The sequence below is a fragment of the Corallococcus sp. AB030 genome (assembly GCF_003668965.1).
GTDB lineage: Bacteria > Myxococcota > Myxococcia > Myxococcales > Myxococcaceae > Corallococcus > Corallococcus exiguus.
In genome coordinates this window covers 58,180-71,786 of sequence record NZ_RAWQ01000021.1, presented here as the reverse complement: position 1 = coordinate 71,786, position 13,607 = coordinate 58,180, and the positions used below count along the sequence as shown (strand labels likewise).

Below are 13,607 nucleotides of genomic sequence, written 5' to 3'. Positions count from 1 at the left end.
AGGCGGACGGCGAAGTCTCCCTCTGGGCCGAGGCTCGCGGCCCGTCGCGCTGAGACGACTCACCCAGCAATCATTCGCCGAACCTCTCCGTCAACGTCGCTCTCGACGGGCTCGGGCGAGGACTTACGAGAGGACCAGGCTCATTTTCATGGTGACTCCAGGCAAAGCACCTGAAGGCCCTGGCAATCGTCAGGCCAGTCTTCGGCATCCCCCGTGCACTACGCGCGCGCGTGGTGCACCCCTGCGCCACGCCCTCGACGAGGCCCCCATAGTGAAGCCCTACTTCCAGTCCGACACCATCACCCTGTTTCACGCCGACTGCCGCGACGCCCTGCTCGGACTCCCGTCCGGATCCGTGGACGTGCTGCTTACCGACCCGCCCTACGGCATGGCGTATGAGGCCAAGGGCCGCAGCGGCGCGGCCATCCGCGCGGACGGTTCCCGCCAGGGCATGCGTGTTTTCCGCCAAGCACTCACCGCGGCCGGACCCGCGCTGAAGCCTGACCTGCACGCGTTCGTTTTCTGCCACTGGCAGAGTTGGCCGGACTTCTTCGACGCGGCGTCCTCGCACCTGCGCGTCAAGGGAGCGTTGATGTGGTGGAAGGCCCGGGGCGGCATGGGTGACTGCGCCGCCAGTTTCGCGCCGGACTACGAGGTGGTGTTGCACGGCACCGGCTCGAAGCGGCGTGCCCTGGCCGGGAAGCGGCACGGAGCGGTCCTCTCCGGGTACCCGCCGGTGCCCAATGCGAAGCGGACGCATCCCACCGAGAAGCCCGTCAACCTGCTGGTCTACCTGCTCGAGCGCGCGTGCCCGAACGGAGGCTTCGTCCTGGACCCGTTCGCCGGCAGCGGGGCGACGTTGGTGGCCGCGCAGCAGCTCGGGCTGCGCGCCGTTGGCGTGGAACTCGAGGAGCGCTACTGCGAGGCCGCCGCCCGCCGTCTGGAGGCCGGCACCGCCCTGGTGCGCGCAGCGTGACGCACCAGGTGTGGCGGAACGTGCCTCCTGCCGACGTGGCAGGCTGCGAGCGTGACGAAGGAGGAACTGCTCCAGCAGGTCGAGACGTTCGGCCGCGAATTCAAGGCGCGCTGCAGGCGAGTACGGGTGCGCCCTGTCCCGGTCCTTCGGAGTGACGGAGGTGAACGTCCGCTGCATCGTCCAGCGCCTCACGTGAAAGCACGTGGGGTAGGCTCGCGCACGACCCGGCGAGGAGGGGCCCGTGGACGAGATCGACCAGTTGCACGCCACCGAGGAACGTCGCGCGAAGCTCCGTGCCGTGGTGCGGGCGCGTCTGGATGTAATCGAGAATCTCATACCGTCGCTCATCGCCGACGCTGACGAGATTGACCTCTCTGATGAGTTGGAGGAGCGGGACGTCTTCACCTACAACGGCAACGTGGTGGAATTCCGTCGTCTGCGCGAGGCCACGAACCAGTTGATCTCCGAGCACGCCGTCCTGGAGGGGCTCCTCGACCGGCCCGTTGCTCGCTGGGTGCCGCGGGCAGCGCTCGTCATCGCCAGCGCATCGCTGCTCTGGCAGATCATCGCGGCGCTGTGGAAGCTGAAGTCGTAGGCCAGGAGGAGCCATGGACATCAACAACATCCCCGGCGTCATCGACATCCCGCTGACGGACATTGTCCCGCCGCACGAGGTGCGCGACAAGGCGAAGCTGGAGGCCATCCGCGCGTCCATGGAGGCCCACGACTGGAAGGGCCGGCCGCTGGTGGTGGTGCCGTACCCATCCGCTGATAGGACGTTCCTGGCGCTCACCGGCAGCCACCGTCTGGCAGCTGCTGACGCCGCAGGCCTGGAGGTGGCGCCCTGCTACGTGGCGACGCTGGGCGACGCCATGTACGTCCACACCACGCCCCAGGGCGACTGGCTCTATAGCGTGAAGCGCGGGGACCGCATCGAGCAGGAGGACATGGCCGAGTACTTCAGCCCGGTGGACCCCATCGCGATGGGGCTCCTCGTCGAAGAAGTGACCGCCAATGCGGAGGAGCTGATTGAACGCGTAGTGAAGCAGCGGCGCTGAGCCACGCACACGTCCAGCGCCTCACATGGAAGCAGGCGGGGTAGGGCGAGGGAGTATGGTGGCAAGCCTCATCCACGGCTCGCGCTTGATGAACCACATCCCACGAACCACATCACCCGCTTGGCGGATACTACTAAAGCCCGTGGCTACGGAAACAAATCCAGCACTTTCGAGTCCCTGGAAGAGCGCATCGTACTCAGGCTGCCATTCTGCCTCCGCAGGCTTGTCTAGCGTCAGAATGGCAATGTCGTCCCGCATAAGTTTCTGGACGTGAAGTCGGTCTGATTGCTCTGCTGACGACCACCGGCCGCCGACCGTGGCCACAAGGCCCACGAGAGCCTCGTACTCCGCGCTGCTCAGGTCGCGAAGCAGGCGCAGAACCCCAACGAAAAACCTATCCTTGGGCCGACTGGCTCGTGTGTACTCACGGGTAAGTAGCCCTAGACTTGGGATTACGGCGTCGCTAATGGCTTCTTCAAGTGTTTTTATTGCTGCGACAACGGCGTCCTTTGTTTCGTTTGGAGCCTTCGCAAGCTCCGCTTCAAGCAAAGGAGTTGCCGTTTCGTTCGGGTACCCAGAATCCATGAAGCTTTCGACAAAGAGCATTGCTTTTCGCGTGCGCGTTTCGAGTACATAGTCGAAAATCGAACTACCAAGCGTCGTCGTGCCTTTGATGACTGCGGCTATCTTGGGGCCGAATAGCAGCCCGATGAAGATGTCTGTGCTTGGTTTTAGCTTTGCGACGAGCGATGTTTTCTTGTTCACGATGTCTTCCTGGCTCGGTCGTTAACGTGTCGTTTGCCGCAAATGAGGGTGGCGCTAGCGCTGCTGATCGGCGTATTGCTTCGCGTAGTAGCCCTGAACGAACCTCTCGGATTCGCGCCATCCGCCGATGGCAACGCGACATGGCTGGCAGACGAAGAGAACCTTCACTTCCTCCTGACCCGTCGCCGGATTCTTCACCGGTCCAGTGACGTCAAGGCGCGTGTTGTCCTCCAGAGCCATTCCTCGCTGGAAGTGCGTTGGGAACTCCTTCTCGCACCTGGCGCAACGGCTGGGGTCGATGTTCATTCGCCGCTCCCCGGGCGTTGCAGAGGTCCCGTCGGCTGCGCGTAGACGACGAACGGCACGGAGGATCCGGTAGCGTCATCGGTTTCCTCACCGAGGGTGTAAACGAACTCCCACTTTGAGGGGTCCTGGTCGACTTGCTGGTGCAACGGCGGGTCTGCGATGAGCCCTGCGTTGATGGCGGCAGCAATGGCAGGGTGAACCTGGCCCATGAGAGCGAGCTTTTCTTCGAGCATGTCACGTGACACCGCCGCGGGGGTGGGCCCGTTGAACCGGGCAACGCCTTCACCAAGACGTGTCGCATCTGAACGCTGCCGCACCGTGAATTTTGCCACTTTCGCCATGGAGTCCCCCATGCCCAGGCGCGAGTCGTGGGCGCCGCGAGCAGGACGCCAACCTACGGCAGCTGCCTGTGGCGTCGCCAGCCTCCCCCTTCGGGGGATGGACGCGGGCAGAGCTGACCCACTGGGATGAGGAGGGCGCCCAAGGAACGTCGGCCCGACCCGGTAGGCTGTCGGAGCGTCCCGGCACAACCGGGCGCGGTGGCTTCGGCCTTCTCCACGAAAGGACACCCAGACAATGAAACTCTCCGCGTTCCGTACCCGCCGCGATTTGGCGATTTACCCCAACCAGGAGATTCCCGGCCGCTTCAATCGGTACGGCTCTCTCGTCCAGGTGACCCGGTATGCCGACCAGCAGGCGAAACGGGTGTACGAGGTCGACGAGGAGCACATGCTCTACCGTGAGGCTGACCTGACGAAGGTTCCGGCGGTCATGGGGGAGTGGAAGCCGCTGGAGCCATAACGACGCAACGACCGGGCCCCGTCTAAACCATGTCCACGGGGCCCTGAATCTCGGGGCATGCGCAATCACCTCGCCGTCGCCGTGGTCGCGGCCCTCGGATTCGTCCTCATGCGGCCGCACTGGTTTCCTGGAGCGCGAGCACTACCCGCGCATGAGCCTCCGCCGCCCGGTGTTCCTCCCGCGCCTTCGCCAGTCTCGTCCGCGCCTCCGGACTCCCGTCCAGCCTGCGCATCGCGCCCTGCAGCTTCAACTCTGCTTCCCCCAGGCGCTGCGCCAGCGCCACCCGCTCCATCGTCGTCATGCCCGGCGCGGAGAGCAGGAGGCGTGCCGTCCCAAAAGGCCGCGGAGTCGCGCAATGGCTACGGTGTGCGCTTCAGCGTTGCGAGCGCAGCAGCGACACTGCCTGCCTTCTCAACGTCCTGGAACGACAACCCCAGCGCCTCAAGGGCGTCCGAAGCCATAGCCCATGCCAGCGATGCGGCACGCTCGACAGGCGGGTGCCCTGTCGGCGCCTCCTGGATGAATCGCTGGGCCGCAGACGTAGCCTTCGTTCGCAGCCGCTCATTCTCAGCAAGAAGCGCGAGAATGGCCGACGGCGTGGCGACCGAGTGGAGCCGAACGTAGGTGTCGCGCTGCTTGTGGATATTCACGACGACGAGCTCGCCGCCTGGTCGTGACGCTGCCTCTGCTGCAATCCGTAGTTCCGCCTTGCGCTCGTCCGACAGGTCCACGTTCCACCTCCTGGCGCGACATCCTACGACTGCGGGACCGTCCAGTCCTCCGGCGGCTGCCGCGCACGTCCGTCTGGGCCTCGCGGCTGGCCTCCCGGAGCGCGTCGTCCACTAGGTGGGCCACGCGCTTGACGTTGGCCGGCAGCTGCCCGCCGCACTCCATGGCCTCCGCGTGCAGGCTCGCTGCGGCGGCGGTGAGGTGCAGCTTCATGACGGGCATCCGGGACAGGGGCATGGCCACCTCCACGCGAGAAGGTGGCAATGCGCACAAGGTGCCGCCGCGGCAAGGGCTACTGCTGGAAAAGCTTGTCGATAGCGGCCCAATCGGTCTCGCCGGTCACGGCCAGGGCCGCGCCGACCAATGCAGCTCCGGCAGCGCGGTGCTGCCCGGTCGACAGCAACGGACCGACCCACTTCCCTGACTTGTCATCCCACTTGATGCCCGGATCCACCGGTGTGCTTCCGCCTCTGACGTAGGCGAAGAAGACGCCTGCCGCGTAGTGAACCTGCGGCGCGTCTACATCGGGAAGCTCGCCGGGCGAACGGCTGACGAAGGCGCTCAGCCTGGAACCAGGTTCGGGATTGGCTGAAACACGGAACCCGTCGGACTGCTTCAACCGCAGGATGGCGTCCATTACGCCATTCGCTGACTGTAACTGCTGTGTCGCGTCTGCCATTTGTAGTCTCCGGAGAGCGCGAGGCGCTCTCATAGTCTGTGGTCGCACGGAGCTGACGCTTCGCAAGAATCCAGTCATGCCCTTGAGTGCTAGTCGTTGCGCCGCAAACAGCCACCGCGTCGGCTACAGCGGCAGCAGGTCCGCCTGCAGCGTGACGCCCGCGGTGACGTGGGTGCCCGTCAGGCCCGGCACCAGCGCGTCTCCAGCGAGCACGTGCGTCAGCGTCAGGCCCGCCGTCACCCGCTGCACGGTGACGGACGCGCCTACGGACAGGCCCAGCCAGGTGCCGCTGGCGTCTCCGGTGCGGCGGCGCACCACGGGCCCGGCCTCCAGGGTGCCCAGCACCAGCTGCATGGGCGTGTGCACCTGCCACCAGTGCGCCGCCACGCCCGCGTCCGCGCGCAGCGACGTCCAGGAGGCGCCGGCCGCGGAGTCGAGGGACGCGCCGGCGCGGAGGTAGCCGCCCACCGTCAGCGGCAGTTCGCTGCGGGCGCCAAGCCGGTGGAGGCGGGCCGCCGCGCTCAAGCCCAGGCGCCCACCTGGGCGCAGCAGCAGCCCGCCGGCCGCGTCTGGCCCGTCCGCCGCGACGCTGGGCGCCAGGTGCGCGAGGACCTGGATGGCCCCGCGCTCGCTCCAGCGGCCGTACCCGACGCCCAGGGCGAGCGGGCGCGGGTTGCCCCCGGGCGCGGCGGGGTTGAGGACGCCCTGTGCGGTGGCGGTGGCGACGATGGAGCTCCACGCCGGGAAGTCGCCTCCATCGGCGGGCGCCTCCTCCTGGGCGAGGGCGGTGGTGGACAGGGCAAGGGACAGCAGGACGGCGGTGTGCTTCGACACGGAAACCTCGGGGAGCGGGCGCACGGGTAGAGCCCTGCCGTCCGGCGCCCGGGCCGGCAGGTCGTGAAGGGGTTGAGGTGGTGGGGCGGCTACGGGCCGGTGCGGGGGAGCAGAGGCAGCACCTGCTCAAGGGCCGTGCGCAGCACCTGCGCGGGGCCCCGGGTGGCGTCCACGCGGACTACGCGTTGGCCCTGGGACTCCAGGTACGTGAGGGCCCGTGCGTAGCCGTCGGCCGCGCTGGCCGCGACTGCGGGCGTCTCGTAGGCGTCCAGGACGCGTGCTGCTCCCGCGCGTCCGAGAGCGACGCCCACCGGGCACTCCAAGAAGAGGAGCAGGTCCGGCTTGAGCGCATGGACGTTGAGTTCCATCACGCACTCCAGGCCCACGTGTGGCCCCTGGTAGGCCAGGGACGACAGCACGTAGCGGGTGCACAGCACCACCTCGCCGCGGGCGAGCGCCGGACGGATGACCGTCTCCGTGTGGTGCGCGCGGTCAGCCGCGTACAGGAGAGCCATCGCCTCCGGGGAGAGCGGGCGCTCCGCCAGCATACGCCGGAGCAGCATCCCCACGGGCCCGCCGGAGGGCTCCTCCGTGTTCAGCACCCGCGCGCCCTGGGCGTGCAGCTCGTCTCCAATGAGTCGGGCCAGCGTCGTCTTCCCGCTGCCGTCTCCGCCTTCCAGGACGACGAAGGTTCCGGGCACTCTATACATGGATGGCACCTCCTTCCGATTCCCAGGCCTCGCGCTCGTGTCGGAGCGCAAGAGCCTGGGTCTCGGCCTGAAGCTCCCCGCGAATGGCGGCGGCGAGGGCCGGCATCACGTTCTCGCAGAAGCCACGCACGTCCGGCGGGTAGTCGTAGGAGGCGAACTCGTAGGGCTCGTCCAACGTGGTGTTGGTGCACCAGACGGAGAACTCGTCGATGCGGATTTCGTCGTCGTTCCTCGCGTCACGCCCACTCCAGCGTCCCAGCGCATCGGCCAGTGACTGCCACGCTTCGGCCGCCGTCTCCTTCGAGTAGATGCCGTCGCGGCGGTAGGTGAGGATGTGCTCGCGGATCCGCTTCAGCGTTCGCGCTCCATCCCACCAGTCGCGCGTCTCCAGCTTGCTGCACACGTAATCGTCCTGGCCCGCGAGGTGCGCGACGAAGGCGCGGAACTCGCGCCCCGGCGCGGTCCACCGGAACGAGTAGTTGCCCCAGTCGGATACGGTGGCGAAGAAGCCGTCGCTCCGGAGGATGACGTCCGCGAGCCATGCGCCCTTCTCGGTGCGGAGGCGGTATTGGTAGACGAGCGGATCAGCCACGGGGCACTTCCTCCCCGGGCAGCAGCGGAAGGGCATCGAGCTCACGCGCGAAGGAGAAGGGGTCCTGCCCCGCGAGCACGAGCCCCGCGATGTGACGGGCGGCCTGGTTGCGCATGTCCTCCGCGCCGAGGCGCGCGGCCTCGGTGACGGCCTGGGCGAGCGCGTTCCATGCCGGGAGGATGTCCGCTCCAGCCCGCGCGTTCGGCACCGGCAGTTCCGGGTACACCGCACGGAGGACAGCGACGGCCACGCCCTGGTGCGCGGTGGTGATGCGCAGGGCGCTCCACACCTGGGCGAGCGAGTGGCGCACCGCCTCGGGGATGTACGGGCTGCCGCACGCGTCGCAGCGCGCCCGGCACCACGCGCACGTGCCCTCGCCAGTGCAGGTGCAGCGCCCGGACGGGTGCAACGCATCCGCCGCAGACGTCGTCAGCGGCGTGGGCTCGTGGCCCAGCTTGGCGAGGGACTGCTGGATGCGCTCGCTGACGGGCAGCAGCGGCGGCACCGCGGGGCGCACGTCGAGCGGCGACAGCATTCGGTGGATGTCGGCCACCGCATCCACCTGCGCGCGGAGGGCGTCACGCTCGGCCCGGAGCCTGTCCCGGACGACACGAACGTTGTTCCTGCCCTCCTGAAGGACGAGAACCTTCCGCTCCAACTCCGCCACCTGGGCCTGGGCGGCGTCACGCTCGGACTCGGCCTTGCGCTGCGCAGCCAGCGCCTCAGCTGCGACATCGCCAGCGCCACGTTCGCAGTCCTTCAGGTTGTCCCGCTCACGCTCCAGCTCCGCCACGCGGGCCTGGAGGGCGGAGATCTCGCGCATGCGCTTCTGCGCCGCTTCGTGGCACCCCCAGGCGTCCGGCGTCACCTCCGGGTCCAGCACCTTGGCGATCTCCTCCACCTGCTGGTGCGTCTGCGTGCGCTGCTCCTCTGCCAGCGTCGCGCGGTTGGTGAGGGCGGACACCTTCGCCTCATGATCCGCGAGCAGGGCCGCGCCGGGGTGCTCCTCGGCCAGCAGGCGGTGGGCGACCTGGAGCGTGAAGGAATCGGGCGTGTACGAGCCGTCGCGCACGCCTTCCATCAGGTCTGCCAACTCCTTCAGCGCGTCCACCAGCGCCGCGTTGTCCGCCATCAACCCCGGCACCTTCGCGCCCTTCAGCGCGGCGTCGCGAAGCATCCGGGCCATCACCGTTTCGGTGGAGCCATTCGTCCGCGCGACCACCGCCTGGAACCACCGCTCCACATCCCCGGTCGCGTACTTCGGCACGCTCGAAGACGGCCCAACCGACGGCAGGGCGGACGTCAGCGGCGCGAGCCAGGCCCATGCCTGCGCCAGCGCGGCGCGGACTTGCGCCTCATTGGCGGGCACCTCGCCCAGGGCGATGCGGCGGACCTCCTCCAGCTCCTTCGGCATGCCGCTGACGTCCGCTGGCTTCATTGCGCGGTCGCCTCCGCCAGCGCCTTCGAGGCGGCGCGGCCGCGCGGCAGCTGGACGTCCTCCACGCTGTTGGGGTTGGCGTTGTCTGCCCACGCCGCCGGGCGCCGGTTTGTCTTCTCCAGGTTGCGCAGCTTCTGGTAGTGCGCCGCGCAATAGCCCTTCGTCCGGCTGGGCTTGCCGCAGCCCTTGATGGCGCACATACGCGTGCCGTCGGCCTGGGCCGCCGTCGACTTGCCGGGCTTCGACGGTTTGGTCGCGCTCGCCAGGGGCACCTTCGCCGCAGGCGCGGGCGTCACCATGCCGCCCAGCTTCGCCACGGTGTCGCGCAGCATCTGTGCGGTGTCCTCCAGCCTGTCCGCCAGTTCCACCAGGCCGCCACTGCTCTTCGTCTTCGTCGCCACGTTCGTCTCGCTTCGTTGTTGGGGTTGAGCGCGCCGCCGTCGTGACGGCGCGCGGGAAGAGGGCGGGCGGCCCTCGCTGCGCCGCCCGCTGGAGTCACGGGGAGGAGGGCTCGCGGGGCGCATCAGCAACGCGCCCCTGCGGATGGACGGTTAGATGCCGTCTTGCGGGTTGCCGCGCCGGTTGAACATCTCGGGGTCCACGATGGGCACCAGCGCACCGGCCGCAGTGGCCACCCGCGCCGCGCCCGCGCGCACGAGAAATCCCGCCTTGATGAGGTACTCCACCCAGGGCGTGTCCCGCGTGGCCGTCACCTTGGCGCTGTTGTAGAGGCGGGCCGTGCTGTTGCGGAGGTCCATCACGTCCAGGCCGGAGTCCTCCGGCGCCGCGTACTTGAACATCGCCTCCACGGTGGCCCCCGCGCTACCCGGCGGCCCGCCGTTGCACGAATCGTCCATTTCCGACTGAGCTCGGGCGCGGACCTTGCCCGCCGCCTTGGGGTCGATGTTGCGCTTGATATCGTGGTCTGCCTTGTCGCTGGAAACCCCAATTTCCGTGGCCAGTATCGCCTTGACGAAAATGGCGGTCAGGCACTTGGCGTTGGCGCCCTTGGACAGCTTGGCGGCCTCCGCGCCCTGGGTTTCGGCCTGCTTCAGCAACTTGGCCCAGTCGCCCGCTTTGCCCACCCAGCCCTCCGGCGGAGAACTGGGGCTGTAGGCGGCCATGGCGGGGGAGATCGCGAGGCACACGAGTGCCAGCGCGGCGAGACGCGGAAAGGAAGACATACGGCTCCTGGGGGTTGGTGTTACGGCTGGACGGAATGCCGGCGCCGGACTCGAACCGGGAGCGCTGGGACGTCCAGCGGGGGCCCACGCCCCGTCATCGGCAGGTGCTGCGGGTGCTGCTGCGGACGGAAGGTCCCGGCGGGGGCGGGAGTGGGGACCGCCCCCGCCGGGCAGCGCTCAACGTCAGCGCCGTGAGAGGCCCCGCGAGGCCCTATGCCCCGCGGGGTGAGGTGGAGCGCTCCGTCCAGCCAGGTGGTGTGCTGGCCGCTCCACCGACAAGGCCCGGTGGCCCAATGCCACCGGGTTGCAACCCCGCGCGCTGAGAGATCGACCCGGGCCGTGTGAGGCGGCTTGCGGAACGCGCGGTGCTGCGAAACGTCAGTCGTGGCTGAACTTCCCGAAGCACACCGGGCCGCCATGGTCAGGGCAGACGCGTGCGCCACCACACGCGCAGTCCCGGAAGGTCGCCTTCGCGCAGCACTCCACCTGCGGTGCAAGCTGTCGCGGCACCAGCGGAACCGCTTCCACGCCCTCTCTCCGGAGCGCCCGTAGCTCCGCGAAGTACTCGGCCCGGTTGGCTCGGTGCCGGACGACGTCAGGCGACGGCTTGCGAGGGCGGCAGCGGCGCACGGTCAACCGTCCGTGCCGGGCTCGCGCTGCGGCTGCTTCTGCATGGCCGCCACCTGCCGGGCCGTGAACCCCAGGCGCTTCGCGGCGGCCTTCACCGCCTCGCCCGCCACCTCCCGAGCCTTGCTTCCCTTGGGAAGGCCTTGGGCACGCCCATAGAGGGAGGGGAACTCCTCCTTGGTCACCTGCTCGGCCTCAGAGACGATGGCCGCGGCGACGTCGTCGGCACCTCCAGCCCGAGGGGTGGTGTGCGGAGGCGGGGCATTCGCGCGCTGGGATGGCGGTCCTTCATCCATCGCATGACGAGCGCGCTGCGGGCTTCCGCGCTGCGACTGCTGGTTGTTCGCGTGCCCGTCATCCTCCGGGTCGTCGCCGGTTGGAATCAGGAAGAGCTTGAGCAAGGCGTACTTCACCGCGCCGGTGAGCGCCTTGTACGTGGCCTTGTCGCCCTGGTCCTGCCCCTCGCCCAGAACCTCGAACGACCGCTCCTCGCCGCTGTCTCCGTCGGTCAGCGTGAAGCGCACGGTCAGCGTCGCGATTCGGTCCTTGCCACCCTTGTTGCGCTCCACCTCGCGCCACTCCGTCTTCACCACGGAGGGAATCAGCATGAGGGCGCGGTCCGCCATGGCCTTCCGAACAGCCGAGACGATGTCCGCCTCGGTCGCGTAGTCGTAGCGGTGGAAGTCGTTGCGCCCGGACTTCGGGACGCGCTCCACTTCGCCCATCACCTCGGCCAGCTTGCGCACCAAGCTGCGCACTTGCGCCTTCTCCACAGCGGCCATGGTTGTATCGGTGCCCGTCATTTTCGCGCGCTCCTACTCGTAGCTCTCGCCCGCGGCCTGCTCGGCCTGGCGCAGCAGTTCCCGCAACTCGGCCTGCACCTCGTCTTCCGGGGTGAGGCAGTCCCACTCCATGTCTCGCCAGCGATGCCGTCCCTCGTGCTCGTACTCGCGCTCGCACAGCACCCAGCTTCGTTCCGGGTGCTCGGCGTAGGCGGGGCAAGGGGAGCGGCGTGCTTCTGGCAATGCAACCTCACAGGTTGAATGCCGTATTCATATCCAATAGGTCTGACGTGCTACGCGGCGGCTTGCTGCACTTCGGCCCGCGCGCGGAGCTGCCGCGCGAGCCACACCTGACGCTCCAGTTCAGCGCGCAGGTACACCTCCGCCTCGTTGAGGCGGGCGAGCTGGAGCCGCGTGCTGGTGACGCGGCGCTGATGGCGCAGCCACTGCTCGCGTGTGGCGTCGGTGCCGTCAGGCTCGCATGCCTCCTGGAGGTATTCGACGGCCTGCAACACCTCCTGCGTCTGAGTCTGCTGCTCCTCCAGCTCGCGCACCTGCTGCGCAAGGCTCGCCGCGTCGCGGTCCGGCGGCGTCCAGCCCTCGCGGGCGAGGACGGTGAGCGCGTCCGCCAACTCGTGCAGGGGCTTCACTTCGCGCCGCCCTTCAGCTGGGCCAGGTCGGTCGCAAGCCGGAGCGCCACGCCCTCGATGGTGGTGTCCAGCTCCTGCCACGCGCGCAGCACCTCCGGCGCCACCTCCTGCCCGTCGAAGTAGGCGCGCAGCACCTCGCGCGGCGTCTTCGTCTTCTTCTCAGCCACGGCACTCCTCCTTCTGGGGCACCGCGTGCCCCGGGTTGCACAACTGCTGCGCCTTGGCGCGCTTCGCGGCGGCCCGCTCGCGGAAGTCGGCCGCGTCTCGCTCCAGGAAGACGGCGCCCTCCGCGGAGCACCAGTCCGCGTCGGCCTGCCGCTCCTTGTGCTCCGCGCGGGACTCCAGGTCCTCTGCCTCCTTCAGCAGCGCCGCCGCGTCATCCGTCTGCGGGCGCACCTCTCCCGTCGCCATGTTGTTGGCCATCTCGTCCTCGTGGTGGGTGGAGTGGTGCGGGCGCGTGGTGGCGCCCGCTGATGGTTCTACTGGCGCACTTCCAGCACGTCGGTGTGCCGGTGCAGCACGCCCGCGGTATCCGTGAAGGTGACGAGCTGCTTGCCCTGCCGCCGCGTCGCCACCACCTCGCGGATCTGCCGGTCATCCACGTCCTTGCCGTCGTCCTTCCTCCGGAACCACTGGCCCTCCCGGGCCTTCGCCGCATCCATCGCTCGCATCGTCTGCCCCCACTCGCTCGTGTCCGTGCTGCGGTGCTGCTCCCTGGCGTCTCCGGTGGCGACCACCGAACTCCCGCTCCGCGACCATTCCCCCGAGGGGCAACGTCCGTCCGCCTCAACGAAACGCAACATAGCGACTCGGTAATACCGAGTCAATCGATTGAATACTGCATCTGTCGTGGTAATACCGTGACGTGGCCGAGCTTGGCCCTGTGATACCGCGCACTAAGCGGGTAAGGAGCGACCGTGGGAGCGATGGCGGCGATTCACCAGAAGAGGCGCAACGTGATTCCGACGAAGTCTTCGACGAAGAAGCCGGAGCGGACCGGCGCCAAGAAGAGGGTCATCACCTTCAAGCCTGACGACGACATCTCCGAGTACGTGGACGGAGTGGTCGCCACTGGGATGCGCCAGACGGACGTCATTGAGAAGAGCCTTCGGATCGTCCGCGACCTGGCCACCTCGCTCGGCATTGAGGACTGGGCCGAAGTGGAGAAGCGCGCCCGGGTGAAGGGCGTCACCGAGGGAGTCATCGTGGCCGAGCTCCTCCGCCCACTGCTCGCGAGTGTCAGAACTGAAGAGCCTTCCGCGAAGCCCAGGAAGTAGCTCGGAGAGTCAGGAAGGCACCGTAGATTCAGGCTGCTGGAGTCCTCTCCAAGCAGGTGAGCGGGAGTTCGTAATGGGCAGCGGTGTGAATAGCCGGGGCGGTGGTACGTCTCAGCGGGCGCGCGGAGGCGGTGGTGGGAGCCCGGGAGAGCCGCGCGCCAACGAGGGTCGGCAGACCGGCCGTGTGGGGCAGTACCAC

22 protein-coding genes and 1 pseudogene are annotated in these 13,607 nt (G+C 68.3%); 5 read left to right on the top strand and 18 right to left on the bottom strand.

What is annotated here, in order from left to right; genetic code table 11:
- Positions 1-271 precede the first annotated feature (271 nt).
- From D7Y15_RS08120 to D7Y15_RS08110, 3 genes are all read left to right on the top strand, one after another.
- Positions 272-976 carry a DNA methyltransferase gene (locus D7Y15_RS08120; RefSeq protein ID WP_121752200.1) on the top strand — a complete coding sequence of 235 codons (705 nt, stop codon included), beginning with the start codon at positions 272-274 and terminating at the stop codon, positions 974-976.
- Positions 977-1,217: 241 nt separating this feature from the next.
- Positions 1,218-1,571 (top strand): hypothetical protein, encoded by a 354-nt coding sequence (locus D7Y15_RS08115; protein ID WP_121752199.1) that lies wholly within the window; start codon positions 1,218-1,220, stop codon positions 1,569-1,571.
- A gap of 13 nt (positions 1,572-1,584) precedes the next feature.
- On the top strand, positions 1,585-2,034 hold the full coding sequence (locus D7Y15_RS08110; protein WP_121752198.1) for a ParB N-terminal domain-containing protein: 450 nt from the start codon (positions 1,585-1,587) through the stop codon (positions 2,032-2,034).
- A gap of 21 nt (positions 2,035-2,055) precedes the next feature.
- Here D7Y15_RS08110 and D7Y15_RS44080 read toward each other — a convergent pair whose 3' ends face one another.
- From D7Y15_RS44080 to D7Y15_RS44075, 3 genes are read right to left on the bottom strand one after another with little or no spacing between them, the layout of a single operon-like run.
- Positions 2,056-2,799 (bottom strand): hypothetical protein, encoded by a 744-nt coding sequence (locus tag D7Y15_RS44080; RefSeq protein ID WP_148712725.1) that lies wholly within the window; start codon positions 2,797-2,799, stop codon positions 2,056-2,058.
- A 54-nt stretch (positions 2,800-2,853) separates the two neighbouring features.
- Positions 2,854-3,105, bottom strand: coding sequence for a hypothetical protein (locus tag D7Y15_RS08105; protein ID WP_148712724.1), 252 nt, complete (start codon positions 3,103-3,105; stop codon positions 2,854-2,856).
- Positions 3,102-3,446, bottom strand: a complete 345-nt coding sequence (locus D7Y15_RS44075) for a hypothetical protein (RefSeq protein ID WP_148712723.1) — start codon at positions 3,444-3,446, stop codon at positions 3,102-3,104. The genes D7Y15_RS08105 and D7Y15_RS44075 overlap by 4 nt, the downstream gene beginning before the upstream one ends.
- Positions 3,447-3,681: 235 nt before the next feature.
- Here D7Y15_RS44075 and D7Y15_RS08095 point away from each other — a divergent pair, with 235 nt between their 5' ends.
- The gene (locus tag D7Y15_RS08095) at positions 3,682-3,906 is read left to right on the top strand and encodes a hypothetical protein (RefSeq protein WP_120588244.1); all 225 of its coding nucleotides are present in this window, start codon (positions 3,682-3,684) and stop codon (positions 3,904-3,906) included.
- Between the two features lie 106 nt (positions 3,907-4,012).
- Here D7Y15_RS08095 and D7Y15_RS08090 read toward each other — a convergent pair whose 3' ends face one another.
- From D7Y15_RS08090 to D7Y15_RS08030, 15 genes and pseudogenes are all read right to left on the bottom strand, one after another.
- Entirely contained in the window at positions 4,013-4,207 is a 195-nt protein-coding gene (locus D7Y15_RS08090) for a hypothetical protein (RefSeq protein WP_121752195.1), read from the bottom strand.
- A gap of 58 nt (positions 4,208-4,265) precedes the next feature.
- The gene (locus D7Y15_RS08085; RefSeq protein WP_121752194.1) at positions 4,266-4,637 is read right to left on the bottom strand and encodes a hypothetical protein; all 372 of its coding nucleotides are present in this window, start codon (positions 4,635-4,637) and stop codon (positions 4,266-4,268) included.
- 290 nt (positions 4,638-4,927) lie between these two features.
- Entirely contained in the window at positions 4,928-5,272 is a 345-nt protein-coding gene (locus tag D7Y15_RS08080) for a hypothetical protein (protein ID WP_148712722.1), read from the bottom strand.
- A gap of 165 nt (positions 5,273-5,437) precedes the next feature.
- Complete coding sequence (locus D7Y15_RS08075) at positions 5,438-6,148, bottom strand: hypothetical protein (protein WP_121752192.1); 711 nt, start codon at positions 6,146-6,148, stop codon at positions 5,438-5,440.
- 89 nt (positions 6,149-6,237) lie between these two features.
- Entirely contained in the window at positions 6,238-6,858 is a 621-nt protein-coding gene (gene tmk, locus D7Y15_RS08070; RefSeq protein ID WP_121752191.1) for a dTMP kinase, read from the bottom strand.
- Entirely contained in the window at positions 6,851-7,450 is a 600-nt protein-coding gene (locus D7Y15_RS08065; protein ID WP_121752190.1) for a hypothetical protein, read from the bottom strand. The genes tmk and D7Y15_RS08065 overlap by 8 nt, the downstream gene beginning before the upstream one ends.
- On the bottom strand, positions 7,443-8,888 hold the full coding sequence (locus D7Y15_RS08060) for a hypothetical protein (RefSeq protein ID WP_121752189.1): 1,446 nt from the start codon (positions 8,886-8,888) through the stop codon (positions 7,443-7,445). The genes D7Y15_RS08065 and D7Y15_RS08060 overlap by 8 nt, the downstream gene beginning before the upstream one ends.
- Positions 8,885-9,103 (bottom strand): annotated as a pseudogene (locus D7Y15_RS08055) (cell wall protein); the annotation flags it as partial. The pseudogene D7Y15_RS08055 and the gene D7Y15_RS08060, both read right to left, overlap by 4 nt.
- A gap of 336 nt (positions 9,104-9,439) precedes the next feature.
- Positions 9,440-10,072 (bottom strand): hypothetical protein, encoded by a 633-nt coding sequence (locus tag D7Y15_RS08050; protein ID WP_121752188.1) that lies wholly within the window; start codon positions 10,070-10,072, stop codon positions 9,440-9,442.
- A 632-nt stretch (positions 10,073-10,704) separates the two neighbouring features.
- Positions 10,705-11,457: an ERF family protein gene (locus tag D7Y15_RS08045; protein WP_158629021.1), complete on the bottom strand. Its 753-nt coding sequence runs from the start codon at positions 11,455-11,457 to the stop codon at positions 10,705-10,707.
- Between the two features lie 57 nt (positions 11,458-11,514).
- Complete coding sequence (locus tag D7Y15_RS44640; protein ID WP_158620789.1) at positions 11,515-11,664, bottom strand: hypothetical protein; 150 nt, start codon at positions 11,662-11,664, stop codon at positions 11,515-11,517.
- Positions 11,665-11,774: 110 nt separating this feature from the next.
- On the bottom strand, positions 11,775-12,131 hold the full coding sequence (locus D7Y15_RS08040) for a hypothetical protein (protein WP_121752186.1): 357 nt from the start codon (positions 12,129-12,131) through the stop codon (positions 11,775-11,777).
- The gene (locus tag D7Y15_RS44635; RefSeq protein ID WP_158629020.1) at positions 12,128-12,298 is read right to left on the bottom strand and encodes a hypothetical protein; all 171 of its coding nucleotides are present in this window, start codon (positions 12,296-12,298) and stop codon (positions 12,128-12,130) included. Before D7Y15_RS44635 ends, D7Y15_RS08040 begins: the two co-directional genes overlap by 4 nt.
- Positions 12,291-12,554, bottom strand: a complete 264-nt coding sequence (locus D7Y15_RS08035) for a hypothetical protein (protein WP_121752185.1) — start codon at positions 12,552-12,554, stop codon at positions 12,291-12,293. The genes D7Y15_RS44635 and D7Y15_RS08035 overlap by 8 nt, the downstream gene beginning before the upstream one ends.
- A gap of 56 nt (positions 12,555-12,610) precedes the next feature.
- Positions 12,611-12,868: a hypothetical protein gene (locus D7Y15_RS08030; RefSeq protein ID WP_121752184.1), complete on the bottom strand. Its 258-nt coding sequence runs from the start codon at positions 12,866-12,868 to the stop codon at positions 12,611-12,613.
- A 180-nt stretch (positions 12,869-13,048) separates the two neighbouring features.
- Between D7Y15_RS08030 and D7Y15_RS08025 the strand changes: the two genes are divergently transcribed.
- On the top strand, positions 13,049-13,408 hold the full coding sequence (locus D7Y15_RS08025) for a hypothetical protein (RefSeq protein WP_148712721.1): 360 nt from the start codon (positions 13,049-13,051) through the stop codon (positions 13,406-13,408).
- Positions 13,409-13,607 lie beyond the last annotated feature (199 nt).

What these genes read in the sequence shown, in the direction of transcription:
- D7Y15_RS08110 (WP_121752198.1), top strand. Translation starts at nt 1,585, where the DNA reads ATGGACATCAACAACATCCCCGGCGTCATCGACATCCCGCTGACGGAC.
- D7Y15_RS08105 (WP_148712724.1), bottom strand. Translation starts at nt 3,105, where the DNA reads ATGAACATCGACCCCAGCCGTTGCGCCAGGTGCGAGAAGGAGTTCCCA.
- D7Y15_RS44075 (WP_148712723.1), bottom strand. Translation starts at nt 3,446, where the DNA reads ATGGCGAAAGTGGCAAAATTCACGGTGCGGCAGCGTTCAGATGCGACA.
- D7Y15_RS08095 (WP_120588244.1), top strand. Translation starts at nt 3,682, where the DNA reads ATGAAACTCTCCGCGTTCCGTACCCGCCGCGATTTGGCGATTTACCCC.
- D7Y15_RS08090 (WP_121752195.1), bottom strand. Translation starts at nt 4,207, where the DNA reads ATGACGACGATGGAGCGGGTGGCGCTGGCGCAGCGCCTGGGGGAAGCA.
- D7Y15_RS08080 (WP_148712722.1), bottom strand. Translation starts at nt 5,272, where the DNA reads ATGGACGCCATCCTGCGGTTGAAGCAGTCCGACGGGTTCCGTGTTTCA.
- tmk (WP_121752191.1), bottom strand. Translation starts at nt 6,858, where the DNA reads ATGTATAGAGTGCCCGGAACCTTCGTCGTCCTGGAAGGCGGAGACGGC.
- D7Y15_RS08060 (WP_121752189.1), bottom strand. Translation starts at nt 8,888, where the DNA reads ATGAAGCCAGCGGACGTCAGCGGCATGCCGAAGGAGCTGGAGGAGGTC.
- D7Y15_RS08050 (WP_121752188.1), bottom strand. Translation starts at nt 10,072, where the DNA reads ATGTCTTCCTTTCCGCGTCTCGCCGCGCTGGCACTCGTGTGCCTCGCG.
- D7Y15_RS08035 (WP_121752185.1), bottom strand. Translation starts at nt 12,554, where the DNA reads ATGGCCAACAACATGGCGACGGGAGAGGTGCGCCCGCAGACGGATGAC.